Origin of the sequence: Sporosarcina sp. FSL W8-0480 (genome assembly GCF_037963765.1) — a bacterium.
GTDB lineage: Bacteria > Bacillota > Bacilli > Bacillales_A > Planococcaceae > Sporosarcina.
In genome coordinates this window covers 775,198-794,328 of record NZ_CP150166.1, presented here as the reverse complement: position 1 = coordinate 794,328, position 19,131 = coordinate 775,198, and the positions used below count along the sequence as shown (strand labels likewise).

General features: G+C 41.3%; 24 protein-coding genes. 6 read left to right on the top strand and 18 right to left on the bottom strand.

The window, feature by feature from the left end; translation table 11 throughout:
• Position 1: 1 nt before the first annotated feature.
• The 9 genes from NSQ43_RS04185 to NSQ43_RS04145 all read right to left on the bottom strand — a co-directional run bounded on the left by NSQ43_RS04185 (position 2) and on the right by NSQ43_RS04145 (position 6,801).
• Positions 2-520 (bottom strand): NUDIX domain-containing protein, encoded by a 519-nt coding sequence (locus tag NSQ43_RS04185; RefSeq protein ID WP_339253272.1) that lies wholly within the window; start codon positions 518-520, stop codon positions 2-4.
• Between the two features lie 33 nt (positions 521-553).
• On the bottom strand, positions 554-943 hold the full coding sequence (locus tag NSQ43_RS04180; RefSeq protein ID WP_339253271.1) for an NUDIX domain-containing protein: 390 nt from the start codon (positions 941-943) through the stop codon (positions 554-556).
• A gap of 4 nt (positions 944-947) precedes the next feature.
• A complete protein-coding gene (locus NSQ43_RS04175; RefSeq protein WP_339253269.1) occupies positions 948-1,487 on the bottom strand; it encodes a GNAT family N-acetyltransferase in 540 nt (179 codons plus the stop codon).
• Between the two features lie 202 nt (positions 1,488-1,689).
• A complete protein-coding gene (locus tag NSQ43_RS04170) occupies positions 1,690-1,779 on the bottom strand; it encodes a putative holin-like toxin (RefSeq protein WP_339253266.1) in 90 nt (29 codons plus the stop codon).
• A 187-nt stretch (positions 1,780-1,966) separates the two neighbouring features.
• A complete protein-coding gene (locus tag NSQ43_RS04165; RefSeq protein WP_339253264.1) occupies positions 1,967-3,061 on the bottom strand; it encodes a helix-turn-helix transcriptional regulator in 1,095 nt (364 codons plus the stop codon).
• A 117-nt stretch (positions 3,062-3,178) separates the two neighbouring features.
• Positions 3,179-3,796: an NUDIX hydrolase gene (locus NSQ43_RS04160; RefSeq protein WP_339253262.1), complete on the bottom strand. Its 618-nt coding sequence runs from the start codon at positions 3,794-3,796 to the stop codon at positions 3,179-3,181.
• Complete coding sequence (locus tag NSQ43_RS04155; RefSeq protein ID WP_339254792.1) at positions 3,793-4,440, bottom strand: HAD family hydrolase; 648 nt, start codon at positions 4,438-4,440, stop codon at positions 3,793-3,795. The genes NSQ43_RS04160 and NSQ43_RS04155 overlap by 4 nt, the downstream gene beginning before the upstream one ends.
• Positions 4,441-4,459: 19 nt before the next feature.
• Positions 4,460-6,148: a methyl-accepting chemotaxis protein gene (locus NSQ43_RS04150; RefSeq protein ID WP_339254790.1), complete on the bottom strand. Its 1,689-nt coding sequence runs from the start codon at positions 6,146-6,148 to the stop codon at positions 4,460-4,462.
• A gap of 110 nt (positions 6,149-6,258) precedes the next feature.
• Positions 6,259-6,801: an AAA family ATPase gene (locus tag NSQ43_RS04145; RefSeq protein WP_339253261.1), complete on the bottom strand. Its 543-nt coding sequence runs from the start codon at positions 6,799-6,801 to the stop codon at positions 6,259-6,261.
• 351 nt (positions 6,802-7,152) lie between these two features.
• On the opposite strand from NSQ43_RS04145, the gene NSQ43_RS04140 reads away from it, so the two are divergent.
• The 5 genes from NSQ43_RS04140 to NSQ43_RS04120 all read left to right on the top strand — a co-directional run bounded on the left by NSQ43_RS04140 (position 7,153) and on the right by NSQ43_RS04120 (position 11,338).
• Positions 7,153-8,331 carry an IS256 family transposase gene (locus NSQ43_RS04140; RefSeq protein ID WP_339250818.1) on the top strand — a complete coding sequence of 393 codons (1,179 nt, stop codon included), beginning with the start codon at positions 7,153-7,155 and terminating at the stop codon, positions 8,329-8,331.
• A gap of 623 nt (positions 8,332-8,954) precedes the next feature.
• Positions 8,955-9,674, top strand: a complete 720-nt coding sequence (locus tag NSQ43_RS04135; protein ID WP_339253260.1) for an ABC transporter ATP-binding protein — start codon at positions 8,955-8,957, stop codon at positions 9,672-9,674.
• Positions 9,675-9,686: 12 nt separating this feature from the next.
• Entirely contained in the window at positions 9,687-10,430 is a 744-nt protein-coding gene (locus NSQ43_RS04130; RefSeq protein WP_339253259.1) for an ABC transporter permease, read from the top strand.
• A gap of 42 nt (positions 10,431-10,472) precedes the next feature.
• Positions 10,473-10,931 carry a LytTR family DNA-binding domain-containing protein gene (locus NSQ43_RS04125; protein WP_339253257.1) on the top strand — a complete coding sequence of 153 codons (459 nt, stop codon included), beginning with the start codon at positions 10,473-10,475 and terminating at the stop codon, positions 10,929-10,931.
• Positions 10,928-11,338 carry a DUF3021 domain-containing protein gene (locus tag NSQ43_RS04120; RefSeq protein WP_339253255.1) on the top strand — a complete coding sequence of 137 codons (411 nt, stop codon included), beginning with the start codon at positions 10,928-10,930 and terminating at the stop codon, positions 11,336-11,338. The genes NSQ43_RS04125 and NSQ43_RS04120 overlap by 4 nt, the downstream gene beginning before the upstream one ends.
• 131 nt (positions 11,339-11,469) lie before the next feature.
• On the opposite strand, the gene NSQ43_RS04115 is transcribed toward NSQ43_RS04120, so the two are convergent.
• The 4 genes from NSQ43_RS04115 to NSQ43_RS04100 all read right to left on the bottom strand — a co-directional run bounded on the left by NSQ43_RS04115 (position 11,470) and on the right by NSQ43_RS04100 (position 15,118).
• Positions 11,470-12,090, bottom strand: coding sequence for a LysE/ArgO family amino acid transporter (locus tag NSQ43_RS04115; protein WP_339254788.1), 621 nt, complete (start codon positions 12,088-12,090; stop codon positions 11,470-11,472).
• A gap of 102 nt (positions 12,091-12,192) precedes the next feature.
• Complete coding sequence (locus tag NSQ43_RS04110; protein WP_339253253.1) at positions 12,193-13,389, bottom strand: class I SAM-dependent rRNA methyltransferase; 1,197 nt, start codon at positions 13,387-13,389, stop codon at positions 12,193-12,195.
• Positions 13,390-13,467: 78 nt separating this feature from the next.
• On the bottom strand, positions 13,468-14,064 hold the full coding sequence (locus tag NSQ43_RS04105; RefSeq protein ID WP_339253251.1) for a hypothetical protein: 597 nt from the start codon (positions 14,062-14,064) through the stop codon (positions 13,468-13,470).
• A 331-nt stretch (positions 14,065-14,395) separates the two neighbouring features.
• The gene (locus NSQ43_RS04100; protein WP_339253249.1) at positions 14,396-15,118 is read right to left on the bottom strand and encodes a MerR family transcriptional regulator; all 723 of its coding nucleotides are present in this window, start codon (positions 15,116-15,118) and stop codon (positions 14,396-14,398) included.
• Positions 15,119-15,279: 161 nt separating this feature from the next.
• Here NSQ43_RS04100 and NSQ43_RS04095 point away from each other — a divergent pair, with 161 nt between their 5' ends.
• Positions 15,280-16,254, top strand: a complete 975-nt coding sequence (locus NSQ43_RS04095; protein WP_339253247.1) for an MraY family glycosyltransferase — start codon at positions 15,280-15,282, stop codon at positions 16,252-16,254.
• 41 nt (positions 16,255-16,295) lie between these two features.
• Here the strand turns inward: NSQ43_RS04095 and NSQ43_RS04090 are convergent, their stop codons facing one another.
• The 5 genes from NSQ43_RS04090 to NSQ43_RS04070 all read right to left on the bottom strand — a co-directional run bounded on the left by NSQ43_RS04090 (position 16,296) and on the right by NSQ43_RS04070 (position 19,128).
• A complete protein-coding gene (locus NSQ43_RS04090) occupies positions 16,296-17,096 on the bottom strand; it encodes a hypothetical protein (RefSeq protein ID WP_339253245.1) in 801 nt (266 codons plus the stop codon).
• A gap of 26 nt (positions 17,097-17,122) precedes the next feature.
• A complete protein-coding gene (locus tag NSQ43_RS04085; protein ID WP_339253243.1) occupies positions 17,123-17,314 on the bottom strand; it encodes a hypothetical protein in 192 nt (63 codons plus the stop codon).
• A gap of 123 nt (positions 17,315-17,437) precedes the next feature.
• A complete protein-coding gene (locus NSQ43_RS04080) occupies positions 17,438-17,857 on the bottom strand; it encodes a GyrI-like domain-containing protein (RefSeq protein ID WP_339253241.1) in 420 nt (139 codons plus the stop codon).
• Between the two features lie 24 nt (positions 17,858-17,881).
• A complete protein-coding gene (locus NSQ43_RS04075) occupies positions 17,882-18,301 on the bottom strand; it encodes a GyrI-like domain-containing protein (RefSeq protein ID WP_339253240.1) in 420 nt (139 codons plus the stop codon).
• A 56-nt stretch (positions 18,302-18,357) separates the two neighbouring features.
• Positions 18,358-19,128, bottom strand: a complete 771-nt coding sequence (locus tag NSQ43_RS04070; RefSeq protein ID WP_339253238.1) for an aminoglycoside 6-adenylyltransferase — start codon at positions 19,126-19,128, stop codon at positions 18,358-18,360.
• Positions 19,129-19,131 lie beyond the last annotated feature (3 nt).

Genomic DNA, 19,131 nt, shown 5'->3' with positions numbered 1-19,131 from the left:
GTCATCGTCCCCCAGTAAATTTCTCCAGTTTCTCACCCACACTCAATGACGCATCCATGATTACTTCATACGTTTCATGCCAGCCTTTATAATAATCGCCAACCTCTGTCGGCGGAATTAAAATCCGTTCCGACGACTCGTACCCCGCATCAAACGGCATGAACTCCTTAATATCCATCCGGTAAAACACTTGATAGCCCACTTTTGGATAGGGGCTGGATAGATTCCATAATGGATTTTCCTCATGATTTACTTCAATGGCTCCTAAAAGCGTGCAATCACCCGTCACGTAAGCCTCTTCCATAACTTCTCGGCGTACACATGATTCCACCGTTTCCCCCGCCTCGATATGGCCTCCAGGAAAGTCCCAACCACGATCATTTAAATTAACCATGAGCAACTGTCCTTCGTGAAAACAAAATGCATGAACACTTGTGATCAATTCTCGTTCAGGCATCAAATCCCTCATCCACGTGAGCATCAGTTTATGCCCACCCCAATCGACATATATCCCTTTCATCTTCTATCCCTCATTTCCCAAAGCCTTTAGTCTTTAATTAATCAACTTCTTTACGATCTCCATTGGGCGAACATCTAATATTTCAAGTTTGTCTATTGGTATCCACATTGGCTTATAAGTCCCTCTATTGCTGTGCACCTCATATTCTTCACCTTTCCCCGTCCCAAATGTCCCACCGACAATCGTTGCAAGAAAAAAATACTGCGTCCCATTGAAGATAACAGTTCCAATAGTCGACTTAATTTCTATTTCTACACCTAACTCTTCAAATGCTTCACGGACAGTTGCCTCCTCAGGGCTTTCCCCGTCCTCAATTCCACCGCCCGGAAAAACATAATATTCTTTTCCATCACGGTTCCTCTGAATGAGCGCAACATTATCTTCTTGAATAATTACAGCAGATCCCCGGTTTCTCGGATGCACAATGTCACTTCCTAACATACTCAATCAACCAGCAATCACGGTATTCTCCTTCATGCCATTCATGCTTAGGTAAAAGCTTTACTTTACTGAAGCCACACTTCTCATAGCAGCGAATCGCCCGCTCGTTCCAAGTTTGTGGATCCATAATAATACGGTCCGCTTTAACTTCATTCAATAAATAGGTAACAATCATTTCGACAAGTTGCGTTCCAATTCCTTTATTCCAAAAAGCCGGTTCCCCGATGAACTGATCCATCCCGTAAATGATTTCCGACGGATCCAGGTATCCATAAATCTGCCTTTCCTCATCCCCAGTTGGATAAAATTGCACATACCCAATCGGCTTCTCATCGTATAATATAAGACATCTTGTCTCACCGTCCGCTTCACCGTAAAAGTCCTCCTCAACCTGTGCCAAATTTAGAGGACGGTCCCGTCCCTCATAAAATTGCAACACCATGGGATCGGACAACCATTTGGCCAAAAGGAATTTATCGCCATTAATCAATTCTCGAATAGCCACACGGCCATGTTGAATTAACATAAACACACCTCTTCAATTATTTTCAATTAATAGACTTTACGATTTCTATTTGTTATAATTTCAATAGATATAGGATATAGTAAAAAAGACCGCAACGATGTTGGTGCATCATTGCGGAACTTTAATAGACATGGTTTCCATTAGGGGATCAGCGTCACATTAGGAATTAATCCATCCGAGTCCGCTAAAACTCAAGGGTGGATTATTTCTTTTGTGACAATACTAGTGCAATCACTGCTACGATTAGAGTAGAAAAACTAATCATGACGATTATTGCTTCGAATGTAGTCACTTCTTACAGCACCCCCTTCCATCTGTGAAGACTGGAATGTTGTTACAACTACAGGATGCTGACCGCCCTTGAAAACTATGCTATTATTCTCACATTATACCATACACACGTTCTCACTTACCAAACAATTCACACTTCAGTAAAATGCAATAAAAAACAGCACCGTTTGTACAGTGCTGCTCCTCCTTCATTTCACCAATAATCTTTGAATCCATTTGCTTAACGTCCCTTTATCTACAAACGGCGCTAATCCCGCAATTGCTTCCGGCTCAAACTTGCTCATTTCCATCCGATCCACAATCCTGCTCAAAACCTCCCTGTCGATGAAAGGCGCAAGGGATATTAGGCGATTTGAATCCAATTCCCCCTCTTTCACTTGTTCCGCCAATCGATTCAACATTGAACGGCTGCAAAACGGAGCCAATCTAACGACAAATGTCCATTCCAAATCCTCAGTTACAGCCCGTTCAATCAATTTATCTACACGTTCTCTTCCAATAAACGGAGCAAGCTTGATAACTGCATCATAATCCAGGTTATCCGCAACTGCCTTGTCTAATAATTTCCCTAATGCTTCTCTACTAACAAAAGGTGCCAGTTTTCCAATCAAATCCAAACCTATGCCATCCTCCATCGCCTGGAGTGCAAGCCTATCCAATGACTCCCTTTGTACAAACGGCGCCAGTCGAACTACGGCGTCAAAATCCACTCCGTCCGTAACAGCCTTGTCCAACAATTTTCCTAACGCGTCATTACTAATAAATGGAGCCAATTTCCCAATAAGCTCAATTTCTACGCTTTCCTGAGCCGCCTCTAATACAAGCTGATCCAACGTCTCTGTTTCAACAAAAGGAGCGAGCCTCAAAATCATATCTTGATTGAACAGGCTTTTATCTACCTTCTCCGTCACTGCGGCCAATTCACTCGCTTTCAATAAAGGCGCTACTTCAATTAATTCATCCATTTCCGCTTCGCCCGTATTGATCATTTCTGCGACTTCTTCCCGACGCTCCTCAGAAAACCCCTTCATGATCCGACCAAGATTATGGACGTATACCGTATCATCCTGCCCGGCACCCCCATTCATCAACTCATCCACCGACACTCCAAATTCCTGACCGATGTTCATCAATGTCCCTAAATCTGGCATCGATTCTCCACGTTCCCATTTAGAAACGGCCTGATGACTCACATTCAACCGATCCGCCATCTCCATCTGCGTCCAATCCCGCTCTTTCCGTAGCTTTGAAATATAACTTCCAATCTTTCGTGTATCCAACATCCAAACAACCTCCCCAATAAGTTTCAGCGCGCACTGTTAACTTCAGCGTAGCATATTGTTACCAAACCGCCTATCAACTATTGGTTGAATACTATAATTCTACTAATGGTGGAATTATCAATCAAAAACCGTTTCCTTATGAGGATTCCATAAGAATTCAAACATAGTTATAATTTGGGACTCGGTATTTCGATTTTTAGAGAGTGGGGGTAAATTGTTCTTAGAAAAGAACTCAACTTGGTTCGTTTCCGGTCCCACAGCTGGACCTCCTCCAATAATTTCACACATGATGAAAATCTTATAGTAATGATATGGTTCTGGAGGATGAGGGTGCTTGTTTTTATCTAATAAGGCAATTATTTTTACTGGAATTACATCGTATCCGGATTCCTCTTTAATCTCCTTTACTACATTCTCAGTAGGAGATAGTTCTATGTCGCAAAATCCACCCGGCAAAGCCCATTTATCATCTATGTTCTCTTTCACCATTAAGATTTGATCATTTTTAAATACGACACCTCGAACATCTACTTTCGGAGTTTGATAGCCTGTTTCATTAGCGAACAAGTCTTCAATTTTATTCATATCAAGATTGGTATACTCCGCTATTATCTCAACACTAATTTTTCGTAACTCCTCGTAACGCTCTATATCATAAATATCTTTTGAAAAGGCTAATCCCGACTGAGACAATGCCTGAATTCTTTTTGCCCAATTCAACCATTGTGTACTCATTTAACTTCACCCTTCACATAATTCTCAAATTCCGCCACGCTACCCATCAGCAAATTTGGTTGTTCACTAAATACTGCAGTTTGATATTCAGGGAGCCACTGTACACCAATTGTAAATACATTAGCTTGCAATCCAGCAATTATATCCGCATCACTATCTCCAACAAAAATCGCTTCAGAATTATCCACTTTTAGTAACGATAAGGCTTTCACAAGCCCTTCCGGATCGGGTTTAGGCTTACATACATCATCGCCCGTGATTACACAATCGAACAACCCTTCCATATCTAATTTTTCCAAGGAGATGTCTAAGCTTCTTTTTGCCTTGCCTGTGAAAATTCCCAACTTTATATCCATCCCTTTTAGGATAGAAATCATTTTATGTATGTCTTGATTAGCTTTTACTAAGTCCATATGAAACTCTGAGTATTGTTGGTAGAAATATTCTATCGCCTCGTCTTTACGAGTGCTTAATAGATTCTTTCTAAGAATGCCAACTTCCGAAGGACCAAACATTCCTATAATCTCGTTTGGCGTAATTTCTCTATTATCGTATTCCTTAAAGACGCTTTGAAATGCGTAATAACAAATTGGTAATGTATTCGCCAATGTCCCATCAAAATCAAATATAATTGCCTTCATTATTCAATCCCCCTTTAATCCACTACTCAGCTATCTTAAATCGATTCACATCCCTCAGAAGACGTTCCGCCAGTATAGCTAACGCCTGCGCGTTCATAGATATCTCCGAATTTGCGGATAGCTGTTCTTCTGTTGCTGCGCTTGCCGATTGGGCTTCCGTTAGTGTTTGCAATGCAAGGTTTTGTACATCTATCGATTCAGCCGATATGATATCCGTCATGGACCGCACTTCTTTAATAGTTGTGGAGACAGCATTCATTGCACCGTTCATCATTCCTGTTGCACTTTCAATCTGCTGAAACACATACCCCGTTCTTTCCGACAGTTCCCTTCCTTTCGCAACAAATAAATAGCCTTCTTCTGCAGTTACAATCGTTCTTTCAACACTATGCACTATCTCATCGATTAATCTCCCAATATCTGCTGCTGACTGTTTCGATTGATCCGCAAGATGGCGCACCTCATTGGCTACAACAGCAAACCCTTTACCATGTTCACCCGCTCGTGCGGCTTCAATTGCCGCATTCAACGCTAATAGGTTTGTCTGCTCTGCCATCTTTGTTATAACAGTCGTCACTTCGCGGATTTTTTCCGATTGGGTCGCTAGTTGACCGATTGTGTTGGATGACCTCTGAATGGAGGAACTAATTTCCGCCATTTGGCTTGTTAAATCTTTCATCTTTGAAGCCCCATCTAAAACGTGGCCAGCAACTTCCGTTGAAGCATGTTGCATCTTTTCATTATCGTTGCTAATATGGTCAATCCCTTTTAGCATTTCATTCAAAGAACGAGTGGAATCATTCACTTTTCCGACCTGTTCATCACTCGCAATCAAATTCCGCTCCGTTATTTCTGCAACTGTTTTCGAGGCGGCTAAGCTTTCCTCCGAGCTTGCGGATAATTCCTCCGCATGGTTAGCAAGCAGAATAGCAGAGTCTTTGACAGTCTTCAGAATTCCCCTCAAGTCATCCGTCATCCCATTAAGTGCGATAGCCATATCCCCTATTTCATCTTTGTTGTGGACTAAAATCGGCCCGGAAGTAAAATCTCCGTTTGCGAGTTGTGCAAGAGACGCAGTCATATTTCGTACCGGTCGAGCGATGCTATTGCTAATGATTCGGGCTATGATGATACTTGTTATGACTGCAACACCGATCAAGCCTACAATACTTACATATATCCACTTCAACACGGTTTGTAGCTGCTCTTCAGTATTTTTCTTTTCAGATTCTTGCTGGTGAATCAGCTGTTGAAGATTGGCCGAAACCTTCTCCTGGTAGTAGGATACTTCCTTTGCCAAGTTCATAGCGCTTTCCATATTCCCCGAGTGAACATCTCGGATGATGAGTTCACTAATTTGTTCCGCGCTCTTAGATGTCTCCTTCACGTTTTTCATCATTTCATGGGCGGATGGAGTATGTAATGCTTTGTCCAACTCTTTTATATGTCCCTTAATGGATTCCATAATTTCTGTTCGTTGTTCCACGTATGTTTGCTCTTGGTAAATGATGTAGCCACGGATGTTTTTTGCATCCGCATGTTGGGCTGACAATAGTTGTTCCATGGCGATGACGTTTTTTATTTTGTCGTCAATTAAATAACGGTATTCTGCATTCAATTTATATAGGGCCCAGAGGCCAGACGCCCCTACAAAGAGAACGATTGATAGTATTGCTAAAAATCCAAGCCATAACTTCTTTCCGACTGTCATTCTCAATTCCAAGCATCCCCTTGATGATCTATAGTCTATAGCAAGTATAGGTCATAGGGAAAAAGTATGATGTAAAGTGTTTGTTAAGATTACTGAATGGTAAGTTTTTGTCAGTTATTTATCGACTTAACTGCAGTCTCCTTGCAAATGAAATTAGCAATTTCTTCAATCCCGGTATCGTCAGTTTGTATGAATTGTTCAAAACGGAAGTCCTCAAACCCTGATAGGCATTTATCCGTCTGCTGGAAGCACCAATTGCCTTCCTCTTCCCCACGTTCAATGAGTCGTTGATGGATAGTCTCCTTTTTAGCGACCAAACAGAAATGATACGTTTCAGGATCAATTCGCCTAAAACCACCATGGATTGTATTAAAATAGTCCTTATTGTAAATCGTCATCGGCACGATCAAGTCTTTCCCATACGTCTCGCGAAGCTGTTTTGCCACTTCGACCGTCAATGGCCTCCACATTTCCAAGTCTTGAAAATCCCCGGTTTTCTCTCTATCCAATTTCATTTCTTGCGGGATAATATGCCTCAGCATGAACCCAATCGCTTCCGGATCAAATAGCATAGCTCCGTCCAATCTACGCAATAGTTCATTTGCAACCGATGTCTTCCCGACACCAAACGCCCCGTTGATCATAATAATCATTTCCCATCCCCCTTGTAAGTAAGAAATAGTTCATAATTTTGCGATTGCACTATTTACTGTGACGAATTCATCGTCGATTTGGTTTCCTTCTGCGTCATATATTTTCCGAAAAATCTTGAAATAGAGAGAATGGACCTTGAGCTGTAATTAATGGACCCTTGTGCGAAAGAATGGACCTTAAACTGGAATGAATGGACCCTCATGCGAAAGAATGGACCTTAACTGGAATGAATGGACCCTTGTGCGAAAGAATGGGATTAAGTCCATATAATTGTGTAAATAGGAAAAGGCCTTTTCCATCCCTTGTGATAAAATGTTTTCAACCACGATAAACATTTGGAGGAATGGAAAATGGCCCAACTTAATTTTAACCTAGATATGGATGTTTTAAAAGACTCTGTGATGAATTCAAACATTGATGCTGTCGTCAAATCCACAATCGTTTTAGTCCTGAACGAATACATGGAAATGGAACGGGATGAGTACTTGAACGCTGCGTCCTACGAGCGTTCTGCCGACCGTGTAGATTATCGAAACGGATATTATGAGCGTGATTTTACCATGAGTATCGGAAAGATTACTTTGAAGGTTCCCCGTACTCGCCAAGGTGATTTCGCTCCCTCAGTCTTTGAAAGATATGCGCGATGTGACCAAGCCCTTGTTCTATCCATGCTTGAAATGGTTGTGAATGGGGTGTCAACACGAAAAGTCACCAAGATTGTTGAACAGCTTTGCGGTAAGAGTGTGTCAAAATCATTCGTTTCCTCCCTTACAGCGAAACTGGATCCCATTGTCAATGAATGGGCAAATCGTCCTTTGAATACAAACTTTTATCCTTACTTATTTGTGGACGCAATGTACATTAAAGTTAGGGAGCACAACCGTGTAGTCTCTAAAGCCGTCTACATCGCTTTGGGAGTGGACAAGGAAGGTCGTCGGGAAATCTTAGGGTTGAAAGTAGATCATAACGAAAGTTATAAGAGTTGGTCCTCCTTTTTCCAACATCTTATTTCAAGAGGTCTACAATCACCAAAACTGGTTGTTTCCGATGCCCATGAAGGTCTTAAAAAAGCCATTCAAGAGGATTTTTTAGGAACCTCTTGGCAGCGATGCAATGTCCACTTCAAACGCAACATCGTAGAAGCTTTCCCTAAAAAGGACAACCAGGAAGCAATCAGTCTACTAAAAAGCATATTTGCCGCAGAAGATATGGACACCGTGCGAAGTCTGAAAGAGCTGTTCTTTGAAAAGTACGAAGAGAATCCCAAGTACCAAAAAGCATTAAAAATACTTGACGAGGGATTTGAAGACTCAATCCAATACATGAATTTTCCTATCGCCCATCGCAAGTCGATACGAAGCACTAATGGTGTAGAAAGGCTGAATGAAGAGATCCGCAGGCGTGAAAGAGTTATCCGGATCTTCCCGAATACCCAATCCGCTTTTAGGTTGATTGGCGCCGTACTCATCAGTTATGTCGAATCAAATAAATACTGGAATAAACGATTGTTTACAGCTAAAAAGTCGTAAGACTTGATGCATCGTGAAGCAACTTGACTTGGAGCCTCTGCGGGCATGAGTCCCAAGCCAGGAAACCCAGCCGTTAGGGCTGGCTTTTCCCGCCAAGGCTATCATGTCCGCCTCTCCAAGTAAAGTTGCGAGATAGAGTTTCGTAGGCATATCCAGTATTGCCTAACATATTTGTAACGTCTTATATTAACCTGAAAACATTAAAGGGAATTTACACAAGACTAAGGACTTGACTAAGAATGGACCTTAAACTGGAATGAATGGACTCTTGTATGAAAGAATGGACCTTAAACTGGAATGAATGGACCCTTGTGCGAAAGAATGGACCCTTGTGCGAAAGAATGGACCTTCAACTCGAATGAATGGACCCTTGTGCGAAAGAATGGACCTTGAGCTAAAATATTCCTTGCTTGCATTGCGCAAGAGGTCCCGAGGGTGCAAAAGTATATCAAACTCACGCATAACTCAGCATGCTCAAGAAAACCCCTTCCCCTTATGCAACTGACCTCCGTTTTTTTGCAACTAACAGTAGAATATCTACCAGTCATCGAAAATCGGCATACGGATTCCGAATCTCTGTATATAGTAAGTGTACAAAGAACAGCGACGGAGGGAATTTGAAAATGGAGATTGTTCATGTTAGCAATTTGCAAAAAGCTTATGGGGCGCACAAAGTATTACGGGGCATTGATTTCAAAGCACAGGCTGGAGAAATCATCGGCGTAATCGGGAAAAACGGTGCAGGTAAATCAACATTCCTTGAAATCCTGATGACTTTGAAATCGTATGACGAAGGGAATGTACTGTTATTCGATAAAGAACTTCGGACCTTATCATATAGCGGGCTCGAGAACGTACGAAAAGATATATCTGCTGTATTGCAACCTACTCAATTTTATAAAACACTAAAAGTCGCGGAGCTTCTAAAGCTCTTCAAAACGTATTACAAATCACCTGTCGATATTGAGCAAATCATCATCGACTTCAAACTTCAGCCGCACCGGAAGAAATACTTCGATAAGCTATCCGGTGGATGGAAACAAATTGTCAGTCTTGCAATCGCCTTTTTATCCGAGCCAAAAATGCTTATTTTAGATGAACCGACGACCGGTCTCGATCCCCATATGCGGAATATGCTTTGGATGTACATTTCCGAGTACAACAAGCGTACAGGCGGCACGGTCATTTTAACGACACATAATATGGATGAAGTCGAACTCTATTGCGATAAAGTGATGCTTCTGAATGACGGAGTCAATGAAGTGTTCGATACGACTCAAGGGATTTTATCTTCGGGTTATAAATCTATCAACGATTTTTATCTTTCAAAGGTATCCATTTAAGGAGGAATTCATATGTTAGCGACTCAACTTAAGTACGATTTACTGATGTTCTCAAGGGAAATCTTTTATATGGTATTCACGATCATCGTTCCACCGGTTACGTATTTATTCATGGGCCAACTTTTCGGTGACACTATGTATGCAGGCAATCTTAGTTATGCTGAAACGTACACGCCTTCCTTCATCCTTCTTATTACATTCGGTGTCGTCTTTTTCGCATTCGGATTCGATCAGGTGATGAACCGGACAACTGGTGTCGAAAAGCGCATCAATTTATCACCTGTTCCAAAAAGGACATTGCTCATCTCAAATATTCTTAGAGCTATCATTATTACAAGCTTCGGCTATTTCTTAGTATTTTTCATTGGAATGGTTGCTTATGACCTTTCATTCCATCCAATTAATTTCATAATGGCGTTCATCACGTTCATGCTTTTCAATGCCGCCTTACTCATCATTTCTTCCGCTATCTATTCTTTATTCACAAGCATGAATGGCGCACTCGTTTTCTCCATCGTCATTTTTCAAATTGTCATGTTCACTGGCGGATTCACAATGCCAATCGATATGATGCCGAAATTCGTTCAGGTAATTGCAGAATTCAACCCAATCTACCATATGAATCAATTATTTATCGCCGTCTGGAACGGTCAATTTCAATGGGATAGCAGCACTCTGCTATCAATCGGATTTATTATCAGCTGCGTAATCGTATCACTTTTCATACTCCGTTTTGCAAATAAACTAAGAAAATAATCCTTTTCCAATGGTATTATATGGTGAAGGGGGATGGACAAAATGAAAGTTACCTTGGATATCGACAGCGATTATGAAGAGACAAAAGTAACCATCCATTGCAATGAAGTGGATGATTCGATAAAAGAGATCCTTGATTTTTTGAAGGGGAAGAAAACAGAGTTTCTCGTTGGGAAAGACGGTGAGATGCAGCATATTTTGAAGCCGGACGAAATTCATTATTTCCATACGGAGAAGGAGGGTGTCATGGCAGTGACGGCGGTAGGCTCCTTTTCTTTGAAGGAGAAGTTATATGAGCTTGAGGAAATACTTCCTTCTACAAAGTTCATCAGGCTGTCGAAATCGGTCATCGCCAATTTGCATGAACTAAGCCGATTTGAAGCCTCTTTTAATGGGACATTGGTAGTTCACTTCAAATCAGGTGCAAAGGAGTATGTGTCGCGGACATATGTGGGCGGCATTAAGGAAGCATTGAAGATGAACAGGAGGAAAAATGGATGAAGACGTTTTTGACAAGAAGCATATTAGGCATCTTTTTCGGCTCATTCCTCGCCCTCGTTACAATAATGGCGGTCATACATTTTGGCGATAAAGATATGTTGGATGCAGCCATATTATCTAAAAATGTGATAGGAACTGTATTCTGCGGCTGGTTCTTTACAGTGACACCATTGCTTTTTGAAAATGAGAAACTGACATTGCCAATGCAAACGACGTTGCATTTCCTCAGCGTCACTGCGCTATACTTCATAGTTGCGTTCGTCATCGGGTGGATTCCTTTTACGATGAAAGGATTCCTCAGCATGCTTGGTATTTTCATTGGGTTCTATGCAATCATTTGGGCCGCGTTTTACATGTATTTCAGAAAGCAAGCTGAGAAATTGAATGAGGAGCTGAGGGAGTTGTAATCCCTCGCTCCTTTTTTCGGTCTTAAAGTCCTGACTTGGTGAAAAGTTTCACTATTCGATAGATAAAACAGTGGATTCGATAGATAACTTACAGCATTCGATAGATAAATTTACCGATTCAATAGATATATTCAAAAAAACTTGCCCCATATCCGGAATGCCATATACACCGCAACTCCCCATACGACGAAAGCGGAGATTTTATTCAACAAGCCAATGAATTTCCCTCTTGTATCCATCTTGCCAAGCAGCCTTCCTGCAAGTGCGAGCCCGAAAAACCAACACCATGAAATGATGATTGTCGTCAACGTGAACGCAACTCGAGTCTCCCCTGAATAACTTAACGCGTTCGAACCGATGACGCCGATCGTATCAAGGATTGCATGAGGGTTCAATAAGGATACCGATGCAGCGAACATGATTTGCTTTTTGGGAGAAAATCGTTCCTCTTCCGCTATTGCCGCGGATGGGGCACTCCGCCAAAGGGAAATTCCGATGAAGATTAAAAACAAGATTCCTACTGCAAAAATAATTGTTTCCAGCCACTGGAACGTCAAAATGAGTAACGAGACGCCCGAAACGGCCGCCACGATTAATATCGTATCGCAAATCCCTGCAGTAACGACCACAGGCAGTGCCTTCACCAACCTCGGTTGCAATGCCCCCTGATTGAACACAAACACATTTTGAGCCCCCAACGGGATTATCAACCCGAGGGCCAAGATTGCACCATGCAAAACCGCCTCAATCATCCGCACTCCCCCTTCTCTCTTTCTATCTATTGAACTTTTTTCTTTCGGTAATTGCAATCTTAACAAAAAACCACCCCCGTACAGGAGGTGGCGTCCAGTTCCTTATTTCAGCTTCTGTAAGATGACAACCTTTAAATAGTTAAATTCCGGGAAGTCGCGGTTTGTACGGAAATCTTTTGGCAATGAGGATTCCTCAAGAATTTTATACCGTGAACCGGCATCCGCAAATCCTTTATCGATAAACGACTTGAACTTCTTCATGCTGAAGCTTGCGTTATTCGTTGAAGCAACGATGATGCCGTTCTTTTCCGTAATAGCAATAGCATCTTCAAGCAGCGCCGGATAATCCTTTGCTGTGCTGAATGTATATTTCTTCGAACGTGCAAAACTTGGCGGGTCGAGAACGACGACGTCAAATTTCAGCTCGTGGCGTTTCGCGTAACGGAAATAATCAAACACGTCCATCACTTTAATGTTTTGCGCTTCATAATCAATGCCATTCACGCTGAACTGCTCAATTGTCTTCGGCAAACTGCGCTTTGCCAAATCGACGCTCGTCGTCTCACGTGCACCACCGAGAGCTGCAGCAACCGAAAACGCACCTGTATACGAAAATGTATTCAGCACATGCTTGCCGTCTGAATATTTGTCGCGCAACGCTTTCCTCACATCTCGCTGATCGAGGAAAATGCCCGTCATAGCCCCATCATTCAAATCAACAGCAAAGTTCATGCCATTTTCTTTTACAATGATTGGGAAATCTCCAGGCGTACCCTTCACGAAATCATCCTGCTCGATGTATTGGCCTTTCGTATCGAATCGCTTTTTCTCATAGATTGCCTTGTAGTCCACAAGTTTGTCCAAAACTCCATAAACGTGATGCTTCATCGAGTAGATGCCTTCACTATACCAGCTGACCATGTAAAAGCCGTCAAAATAATCGATTGTCAATCCGCCGATCCCATCGCCTTCACCATTGAAGACACGGAATGCGGTCGTCTCGCTATCTTCGAAAAAAGACTCTCGGCGTGAAAGGGCTCCTGAGATCCTTGATTCGAAAAATTCAAAGTCAATCTCCTCATTGTCATCCCTCGTCAATACCCATCCGATACCTTTGTTTTGATTGCCATAATAGCCTTTCGCGACAAACTTACGGTATTTATCGATTAAGCGGATGAGCGTGCCTTCCTCTTTCAGCACTTCCGGATTCACCACAGCATCCTTTAATATAAGTGGATATCCCTTCTTAAACGCCGCTATACTTTGTGCATTTACTTGTACATCTATTGTTTTCGTCATCGTGTCATCCTTTATTCGTCTTTTTTTCATTATCGCATTAAAACCTAAAAAAAGCTTCCCGTAATGGAAAAGCTTTCATTAAGCAAGTAGTCTAAACGCCAAACTTTTTATAAGTCCCATGCGTATTGGTCGTTCCGCTTGAGGCTCTCTAACTTGTTCTAAATAAGTTTGAAGGGCACCTTCGTAAACTAACTCCAAATGAGGTATGCATGTCAAATGATGTGGCATTGTTAGGCAAGGCGTTGTCAAAAGACGATGCATTTCACTTTCCTGCATAACTGTCGCTACGAATTGCGAACAGAAAAATGCTCGTTCACGACGTATCTCTTTATTCAAAGCAACGCCGAACAACCCTATAAAATTATATTTATATATGCTTTGGTTCAATTCGAATTGAAGTATTTTCTCGCGAATTCGTGAGTATGCTTCATCAGAAACTTCACACCGATACACAGCGCAATCGGCATCTTGAAAAATGCCCTCCGCTACATTTTCTCGTACAAATCCACCGATAAATGGATTGTATTGCTGTTTCCGTCCGAAGCTATATATTTCCGTCAGTTCCTCATCAAAAGCGATTGAGGCATGATTTAAATCTTTCCTCGTATACATTCCGATCGCCTTTGACAGTAACGTGCCGGTGTCAGTAAGTACAATATAAATTGTTTTTTCCATCTCCCCAACCCCTAACTCATCTCTGTCTACAAGTATGTACAATTTTTTCCGGAAGCTAAACCGTCTGCAGGAGGAAACATTCTAAGACTTAAGTTGTAGGCATGATGCTTGGCGGACAGTTATGCTTATCTATATCTATTATACGTTTGAACCCCACTTGGAGTTTCATAACACTAAAGATTTTCAATCCTTAAACGCAAATGATGTGAGATAATTGACTGCTGACCTGTTAGTGGTTTCCCTATTATACTACTTATCGTGGAAACAATCTCTTGTTTTTTTAAAAAAATAAAAACGCCGTAAGAATAGCTTCCTACGGCATTTATATCAGTCAATTTTTTTCCGCATAGACTTTCATAGCGTCTCGCATGAATACAGCCAAACCTTCCCCGAATTGGTCAATATTCTTCATGAATCGCTCATCTGCGACATACATTTCACCTAATCCGGCAAATGCCTCCAATGAGTAGTGAGCGATTTTATTTAAAAATGTGTACCAATCTGCAATTGCTGCCTGCGCCTCTGCTGAAGCTGGATCTGTACCACGCAGTGCCGCCAAATTGGAGTAAATTCGGTTCATCTCCTGCTGTTCTTTCTCACCGAAATAGGAAACATTTTTGTTCGCCTTGTCAACCGCTTCATCTCCCCATCGATCCCGCGCTTCCTGCTCATATGGATTTGAACTAAAGTCAAACCCTTTAAATTTCTCTTCGTTCGTCATTATCATTTCTCCTTTCTCCGCTTGTAGCGTTTTGTCGATTGTCGCAATCATCACTTCCAATTGTTGACGCTTTGCAAGCAGCATTTCACGTTGCAGCTCGAATGCCTCCAACCGATTGAATGACGGACTTTTAAGTAGTTCCTTTATTTTCTTCAAAGGGAAGCCCACTTCACGAAAGAATAAGATTTGTTGGAGGGTAGTCAAGTTTTCATCCGAATAAACCCGATATCCCGCCTCTGTAACGTTGTCCGGGACAAGCAAACCGATTTCATCATAATGGTGGAGCGTGCGCACACTCACACCGGTCAAATCAGCCACTTCCTTAACTTTCATAGTTCCCGCCTCCCTTCACTACTGACTATAAAGCATGACGTAACGTGAGAGTCAATTATAATTGTGAGGAAACTTTACTTACAGTAATACGTCCATATATATACATAGACATATATCGACAATATTAGTAAAATTCCGTATAATAATAGACAACTATTAATATGGTGGTGAGAAAGATCTTTTACATATTGGCATTTTTGGCATCGTTTTTAGTTGTATATGGTTTAATTCCCCCATTGCGAAAGCTTGCTTTCCATCTTGACTTTGTGGACAAGCCACAGGAAAATGTCGAACGTAAATTACACCGTGAACCGATTCCGCTGACAGCAAGCTATGCCCTTTTTATTGGTTTCTTTCTTGTTTATCTGCTTTTCACTAAAGAGATAACTTGGGAAACCGGTGCACTTTTTGGAGGAGGGGTATTGTTATTAACCATTGGAACGATTGATGATTGGTTCAAAACGAAAGGAAAGGATTTTCCGGCACTTCCCAAATTCATTGTGCAAGTATCTGCCGCAATTTTAGTTTTTGCTTCAGGTATCACATTTAACGGTTTCGTAAACCCACTCTCGGGTGAATATGTATCTCTGCCGTTTATACTTCAGTTTATATTAACGATTCTTTGGATATTCGGAGTGACGACCGTCATTAATTTCTCCGATGGTATGGATGGACTTGCAGGAGGGCTTGTCGCGATATCTGCTGTTACCCTTTTTATTGTCGCTTTAACGAAAGGTCAGTCGAATTCCGCCATGATGGCCATTGTTTTAGTCGGTATCACCGCTGCCTATTTACGCTTTAATAAACCGCCCGCAAAGGTATTTATGGGAGATGCAGGTGCCAGTTTTCTTGGGTTCATCCTTGCAGTCATCGCCTTGGATGGTGCCTTTAAACAGGCTACCGTTCTATCATTGTTTATTCCTATTTTGGCTTTGGGTGTGCCAATCTTCGATAACCTATTTGTCATAGTTAGACGTTATGTGCAAGGCAAGTCGATCTATCAAGCAGACGCTAGCCAAATCCACTATCGTCTGTTGCGTGCCGGACTGAATCCAAAGCAAGTATTGGCGTTTTTATTTTTAGCAAGTGCATGTCTATCTCTGTCTTCGATTATCTTGCTGCTTATACAGAGTTAATAGACTTTCCTCCACCATAACTTGGTGGTTTTTTATTTCCCTTACCCTTCCAACCAAAAAAAGAAAATCATGGTGTAAGCAAGCTTTTCTACGTTTGAGATCTGTGTCCCAAAACGAACATGTTCATGGTGGGCAGTACTTTGGAATGCAGGAAGTGTTGCGTAAGGAAACAATCCAAAGCGATAGGAAGCTGCTCGACTACCTTCCTCATCTATCACATCGATATCGCCAGCCATGTTTTTCGCTTCAAGTTGCCGCCAAACTGAGCCATCTGCATGATAAAGTGTTCCCCTGTTTTTCATTGCTGATTTGGATAGTTGCTGGATGTATCGCCCTATGACCGTGCCATCGGTCTTCTTTAATGTTAATGTAAATTGTTTTACATTGTTTTTGAGTTGAAAGGTCGCCATGATACTGCCGTCCAACGCTGCAATGTCATAGTTCACCGGAAAAAACATCCCTTTTTCAAATGATTGGAATAGAAGCAGACCATTACGAAACTGTCCTTTTGTAGGTTTTATTTGAAACAGCGGTTGTCCATTATGATCGACATTGTACAACTTGGGAAGCAGGGATGGCACTCGCTTAAGAATTAGTTCCTCAACGTTTTCCATATTTAGTTCACTGTTGACTATAGGTTGGTCTATCATTTTTTCGTACGCTTTTTTGAAATAAACCCCTGCCCCAAGTGAAAACACTCCAATTATCCCTAATTCAACCAATACATCCCCATTTACGGTAAATCCTTCATACCATATGAAATAATAGAGAATACAATAAAGGGTCAATCCTGTTCCACCTATGAAACTGACAATCGATGTCTTCCTGTATATTTCTTTCATGCTGCCACCCCTGTCACATGCTGCTTTTACTTCATCAAAAACTCGTCTTCTAATTCTTTTTCAATTTCTTCGTCACTAATTGTAACGATTACCGCTTCTTTTTCTTTCACATTGAAATGATCCGAAATTAGTTTTAGTTGATTGCTAATCTTAATTAGACAATAAACCACATTCAATAAAAGCAATATGATGACTATTGGAAATATCACAACCCACATGTATTCACCCCCAAATTAATCCATACAAAACCACCTATATTCATTTCTACGTTACGGAAACCATTTGGATTCAGATTTGGGGACCAAATAAAAAAAGACCCGGCTAAAAGCAGCCAGATCTACTTACTCAATCGCCACCCAAACTTCTATCTCGTACCCTTCTGTTCCCACAGGATGGATATATCGTTCAAACCCATAACTATGTCTAAATTTTACATCTGGATTACGCAGCAACGCATTAAATACAGCAGGTATATCTTCCACTCCACCTTCGACCTTTGCAACAATAAATTTACCGGATGGAATCAAAAATTCCTTCGTATCCGAAAACCCTTCCGCAAAATCGGATCTAATCCCCGCCAAGTAGTGGAAGTTTCCGTTATCCATACCTAACGTAATTCCAAAGGACTCTTCAGGCGAAGCACCCTTTTCCTGAATAACCCTGTTCAATTCATCCCATAGCTTCGGAATATGAGTAACCGGCCCGTGCATTTCATATCCTTTTACAGTGAATTGTTCAACATGTTCAATTCGCGTCTCCATCAGTTCTATCCCCTTTGAAATTACTTACTCAATCGGCATCCAAATCTCAATAACATCCTCCGAAACGCCAGCCGGATGCACGTAGCGTTCGAAATCATAGCAATCCCGTAGTTTAATGCCTTCCAATTGAATGATGTAATCATACGCAGCCGGGATTCCCGGAATACCACCCTCTACCGTCGCAACGATGAACTTGCCTGCTGGAATGACTACTTCTTTCGTGTCCGGGAATCCTTCCGTTAACTCTTCTTTTAGTCCCGCAATATAATGGATGATATCGTTCTCCATTTTCAAGCAAACACCGAATGATTCTTCCACAACAACATTTTTCTCGTTAATTTCCTTAATTAACCGATCCCATTCCGCCGGGATTGCGGATACTGGCCCCATTACCTCATACCCTCTAACTGTAAACCCTTTGCTTTCCTCAATACGTGTTTCCATTTCTTTCTCCCCTTTGTTTAATAATTGATCAATTCCCTCGATCTTTCCTTGCAATTTTATTTTAACAATTCAAATAACCTTTCATCCATCATTATGGAAGGGTTTTTCTCGACAGTATCCACAAAAAGTACTTTTAGCTGATCAGCCGAGGTTATCAATTTATCAACCGTCACCTCATCTGGATAAGTGGAAAGATACGCACTAATGAATGAAGGATCCAAACTGTCATACGCTTTAAATTGATGTAATTTCTTTTTTTCATTCATCGCCTGAACAAGTAAAACATACTCTCTCATATTCTCAAGCATCTTCAATCCGTAGATAAGATTACTTCTCTTCAACTCTTTCTTTATATTTAATGCACAATAAGCGAATTCAAACGGAATATCAATATTCACCTCATATGGGACTGGCTTATTTTGAAACGCCTCATTTTCAGCTTGCATTTTCTTAAAAACTTCTCCGCTTTTATCAACAACGACCTTCCACAAAGGCGATTTTACATTCAACAACGTACTTGGCAAAACAGAAATATTTAGTTCCAGTGAGTCTTCCATGAACACAATGAATAGGAAGATTTGTTGTGTAAATTGCTTTTCCTTAATATAAACAGGATTGAACTTTGTAAGAATCTCATAAATTGCTTGTTTCGCGTCATTTACGTCTTCCGTTCTATAAGTAGACACCATTAAGTCAATGTCGGAGTATGCATCATTGTACCCCTTCACTCCAGAGCCCAACTGGACAACCCCTTCAATCAAATTATTCGATTGAAATTCCTCGATGATTCTTGAGAAACATTCATCTCTTTCCCGAACACTGTACACAAC

Bases quoted from the DNA above. Each gene is read 5' to 3' on its own strand.
- NSQ43_RS04185 (WP_339253272.1), bottom strand. From the start codon at position 520: ATGAAAGGGATATATGTCGATTGGGGTGGGCATAAACTGATGCTCACG.
- NSQ43_RS04175 (WP_339253269.1), bottom strand. From the start codon at position 1,487: ATGTTAATTCAACATGGCCGTGTGGCTATTCGAGAATTGATTAATGGC.
- NSQ43_RS04165 (WP_339253264.1), bottom strand. From the start codon at position 3,061: ATGTTGGATACACGAAAGATTGGAAGTTATATTTCAAAGCTACGGAAA.
- NSQ43_RS04160 (WP_339253262.1), bottom strand. From the start codon at position 3,796: ATGAGTACACAATGGTTGAATTGGGCAAAAAGAATTCAGGCATTGTCT.
- NSQ43_RS04150 (WP_339254790.1), bottom strand. From the start codon at position 6,148: ATGACAGTCGGAAAGAAGTTATGGCTTGGATTTTTAGCAATACTATCA.
- NSQ43_RS04145 (WP_339253261.1), bottom strand. From the start codon at position 6,801: ATGATTATTATGATCAACGGGGCGTTTGGTGTCGGGAAGACATCGGTT.
- NSQ43_RS04140 (WP_339250818.1), top strand. From the start codon at position 7,153: ATGGCCCAACTTAATTTTAACCTAGATATGGATGTTTTAAAAGACTCT.
- NSQ43_RS04135 (WP_339253260.1), top strand. From the start codon at position 8,955: ATGGAGATTGTTCATGTTAGCAATTTGCAAAAAGCTTATGGGGCGCAC.
- NSQ43_RS04130 (WP_339253259.1), top strand. From the start codon at position 9,687: ATGTTAGCGACTCAACTTAAGTACGATTTACTGATGTTCTCAAGGGAA.
- NSQ43_RS04125 (WP_339253257.1), top strand. From the start codon at position 10,473: ATGAAAGTTACCTTGGATATCGACAGCGATTATGAAGAGACAAAAGTA.
- NSQ43_RS04120 (WP_339253255.1), top strand. From the start codon at position 10,928: ATGAAGACGTTTTTGACAAGAAGCATATTAGGCATCTTTTTCGGCTCA.
- NSQ43_RS04115 (WP_339254788.1), bottom strand. From the start codon at position 12,090: ATGATTGAGGCGGTTTTGCATGGTGCAATCTTGGCCCTCGGGTTGATA.
- NSQ43_RS04110 (WP_339253253.1), bottom strand. From the start codon at position 13,389: ATGACGAAAACAATAGATGTACAAGTAAATGCACAAAGTATAGCGGCG.
- NSQ43_RS04105 (WP_339253251.1), bottom strand. From the start codon at position 14,064: ATGGAAAAAACAATTTATATTGTACTTACTGACACCGGCACGTTACTG.
- NSQ43_RS04100 (WP_339253249.1), bottom strand. From the start codon at position 15,118: ATGAAAGTTAAGGAAGTGGCTGATTTGACCGGTGTGAGTGTGCGCACG.
- NSQ43_RS04095 (WP_339253247.1), top strand. From the start codon at position 15,280: ATGGTGGTGAGAAAGATCTTTTACATATTGGCATTTTTGGCATCGTTT.
- NSQ43_RS04090 (WP_339253245.1), bottom strand. From the start codon at position 17,096: ATGAAAGAAATATACAGGAAGACATCGATTGTCAGTTTCATAGGTGGA.
- NSQ43_RS04085 (WP_339253243.1), bottom strand. From the start codon at position 17,314: ATGTGGGTTGTGATATTTCCAATAGTCATCATATTGCTTTTATTGAAT.
- NSQ43_RS04080 (WP_339253241.1), bottom strand. From the start codon at position 17,857: ATGGAGACGCGAATTGAACATGTTGAACAATTCACTGTAAAAGGATAT.
- NSQ43_RS04075 (WP_339253240.1), bottom strand. From the start codon at position 18,301: ATGGAAACACGTATTGAGGAAAGCAAAGGGTTTACAGTTAGAGGGTAT.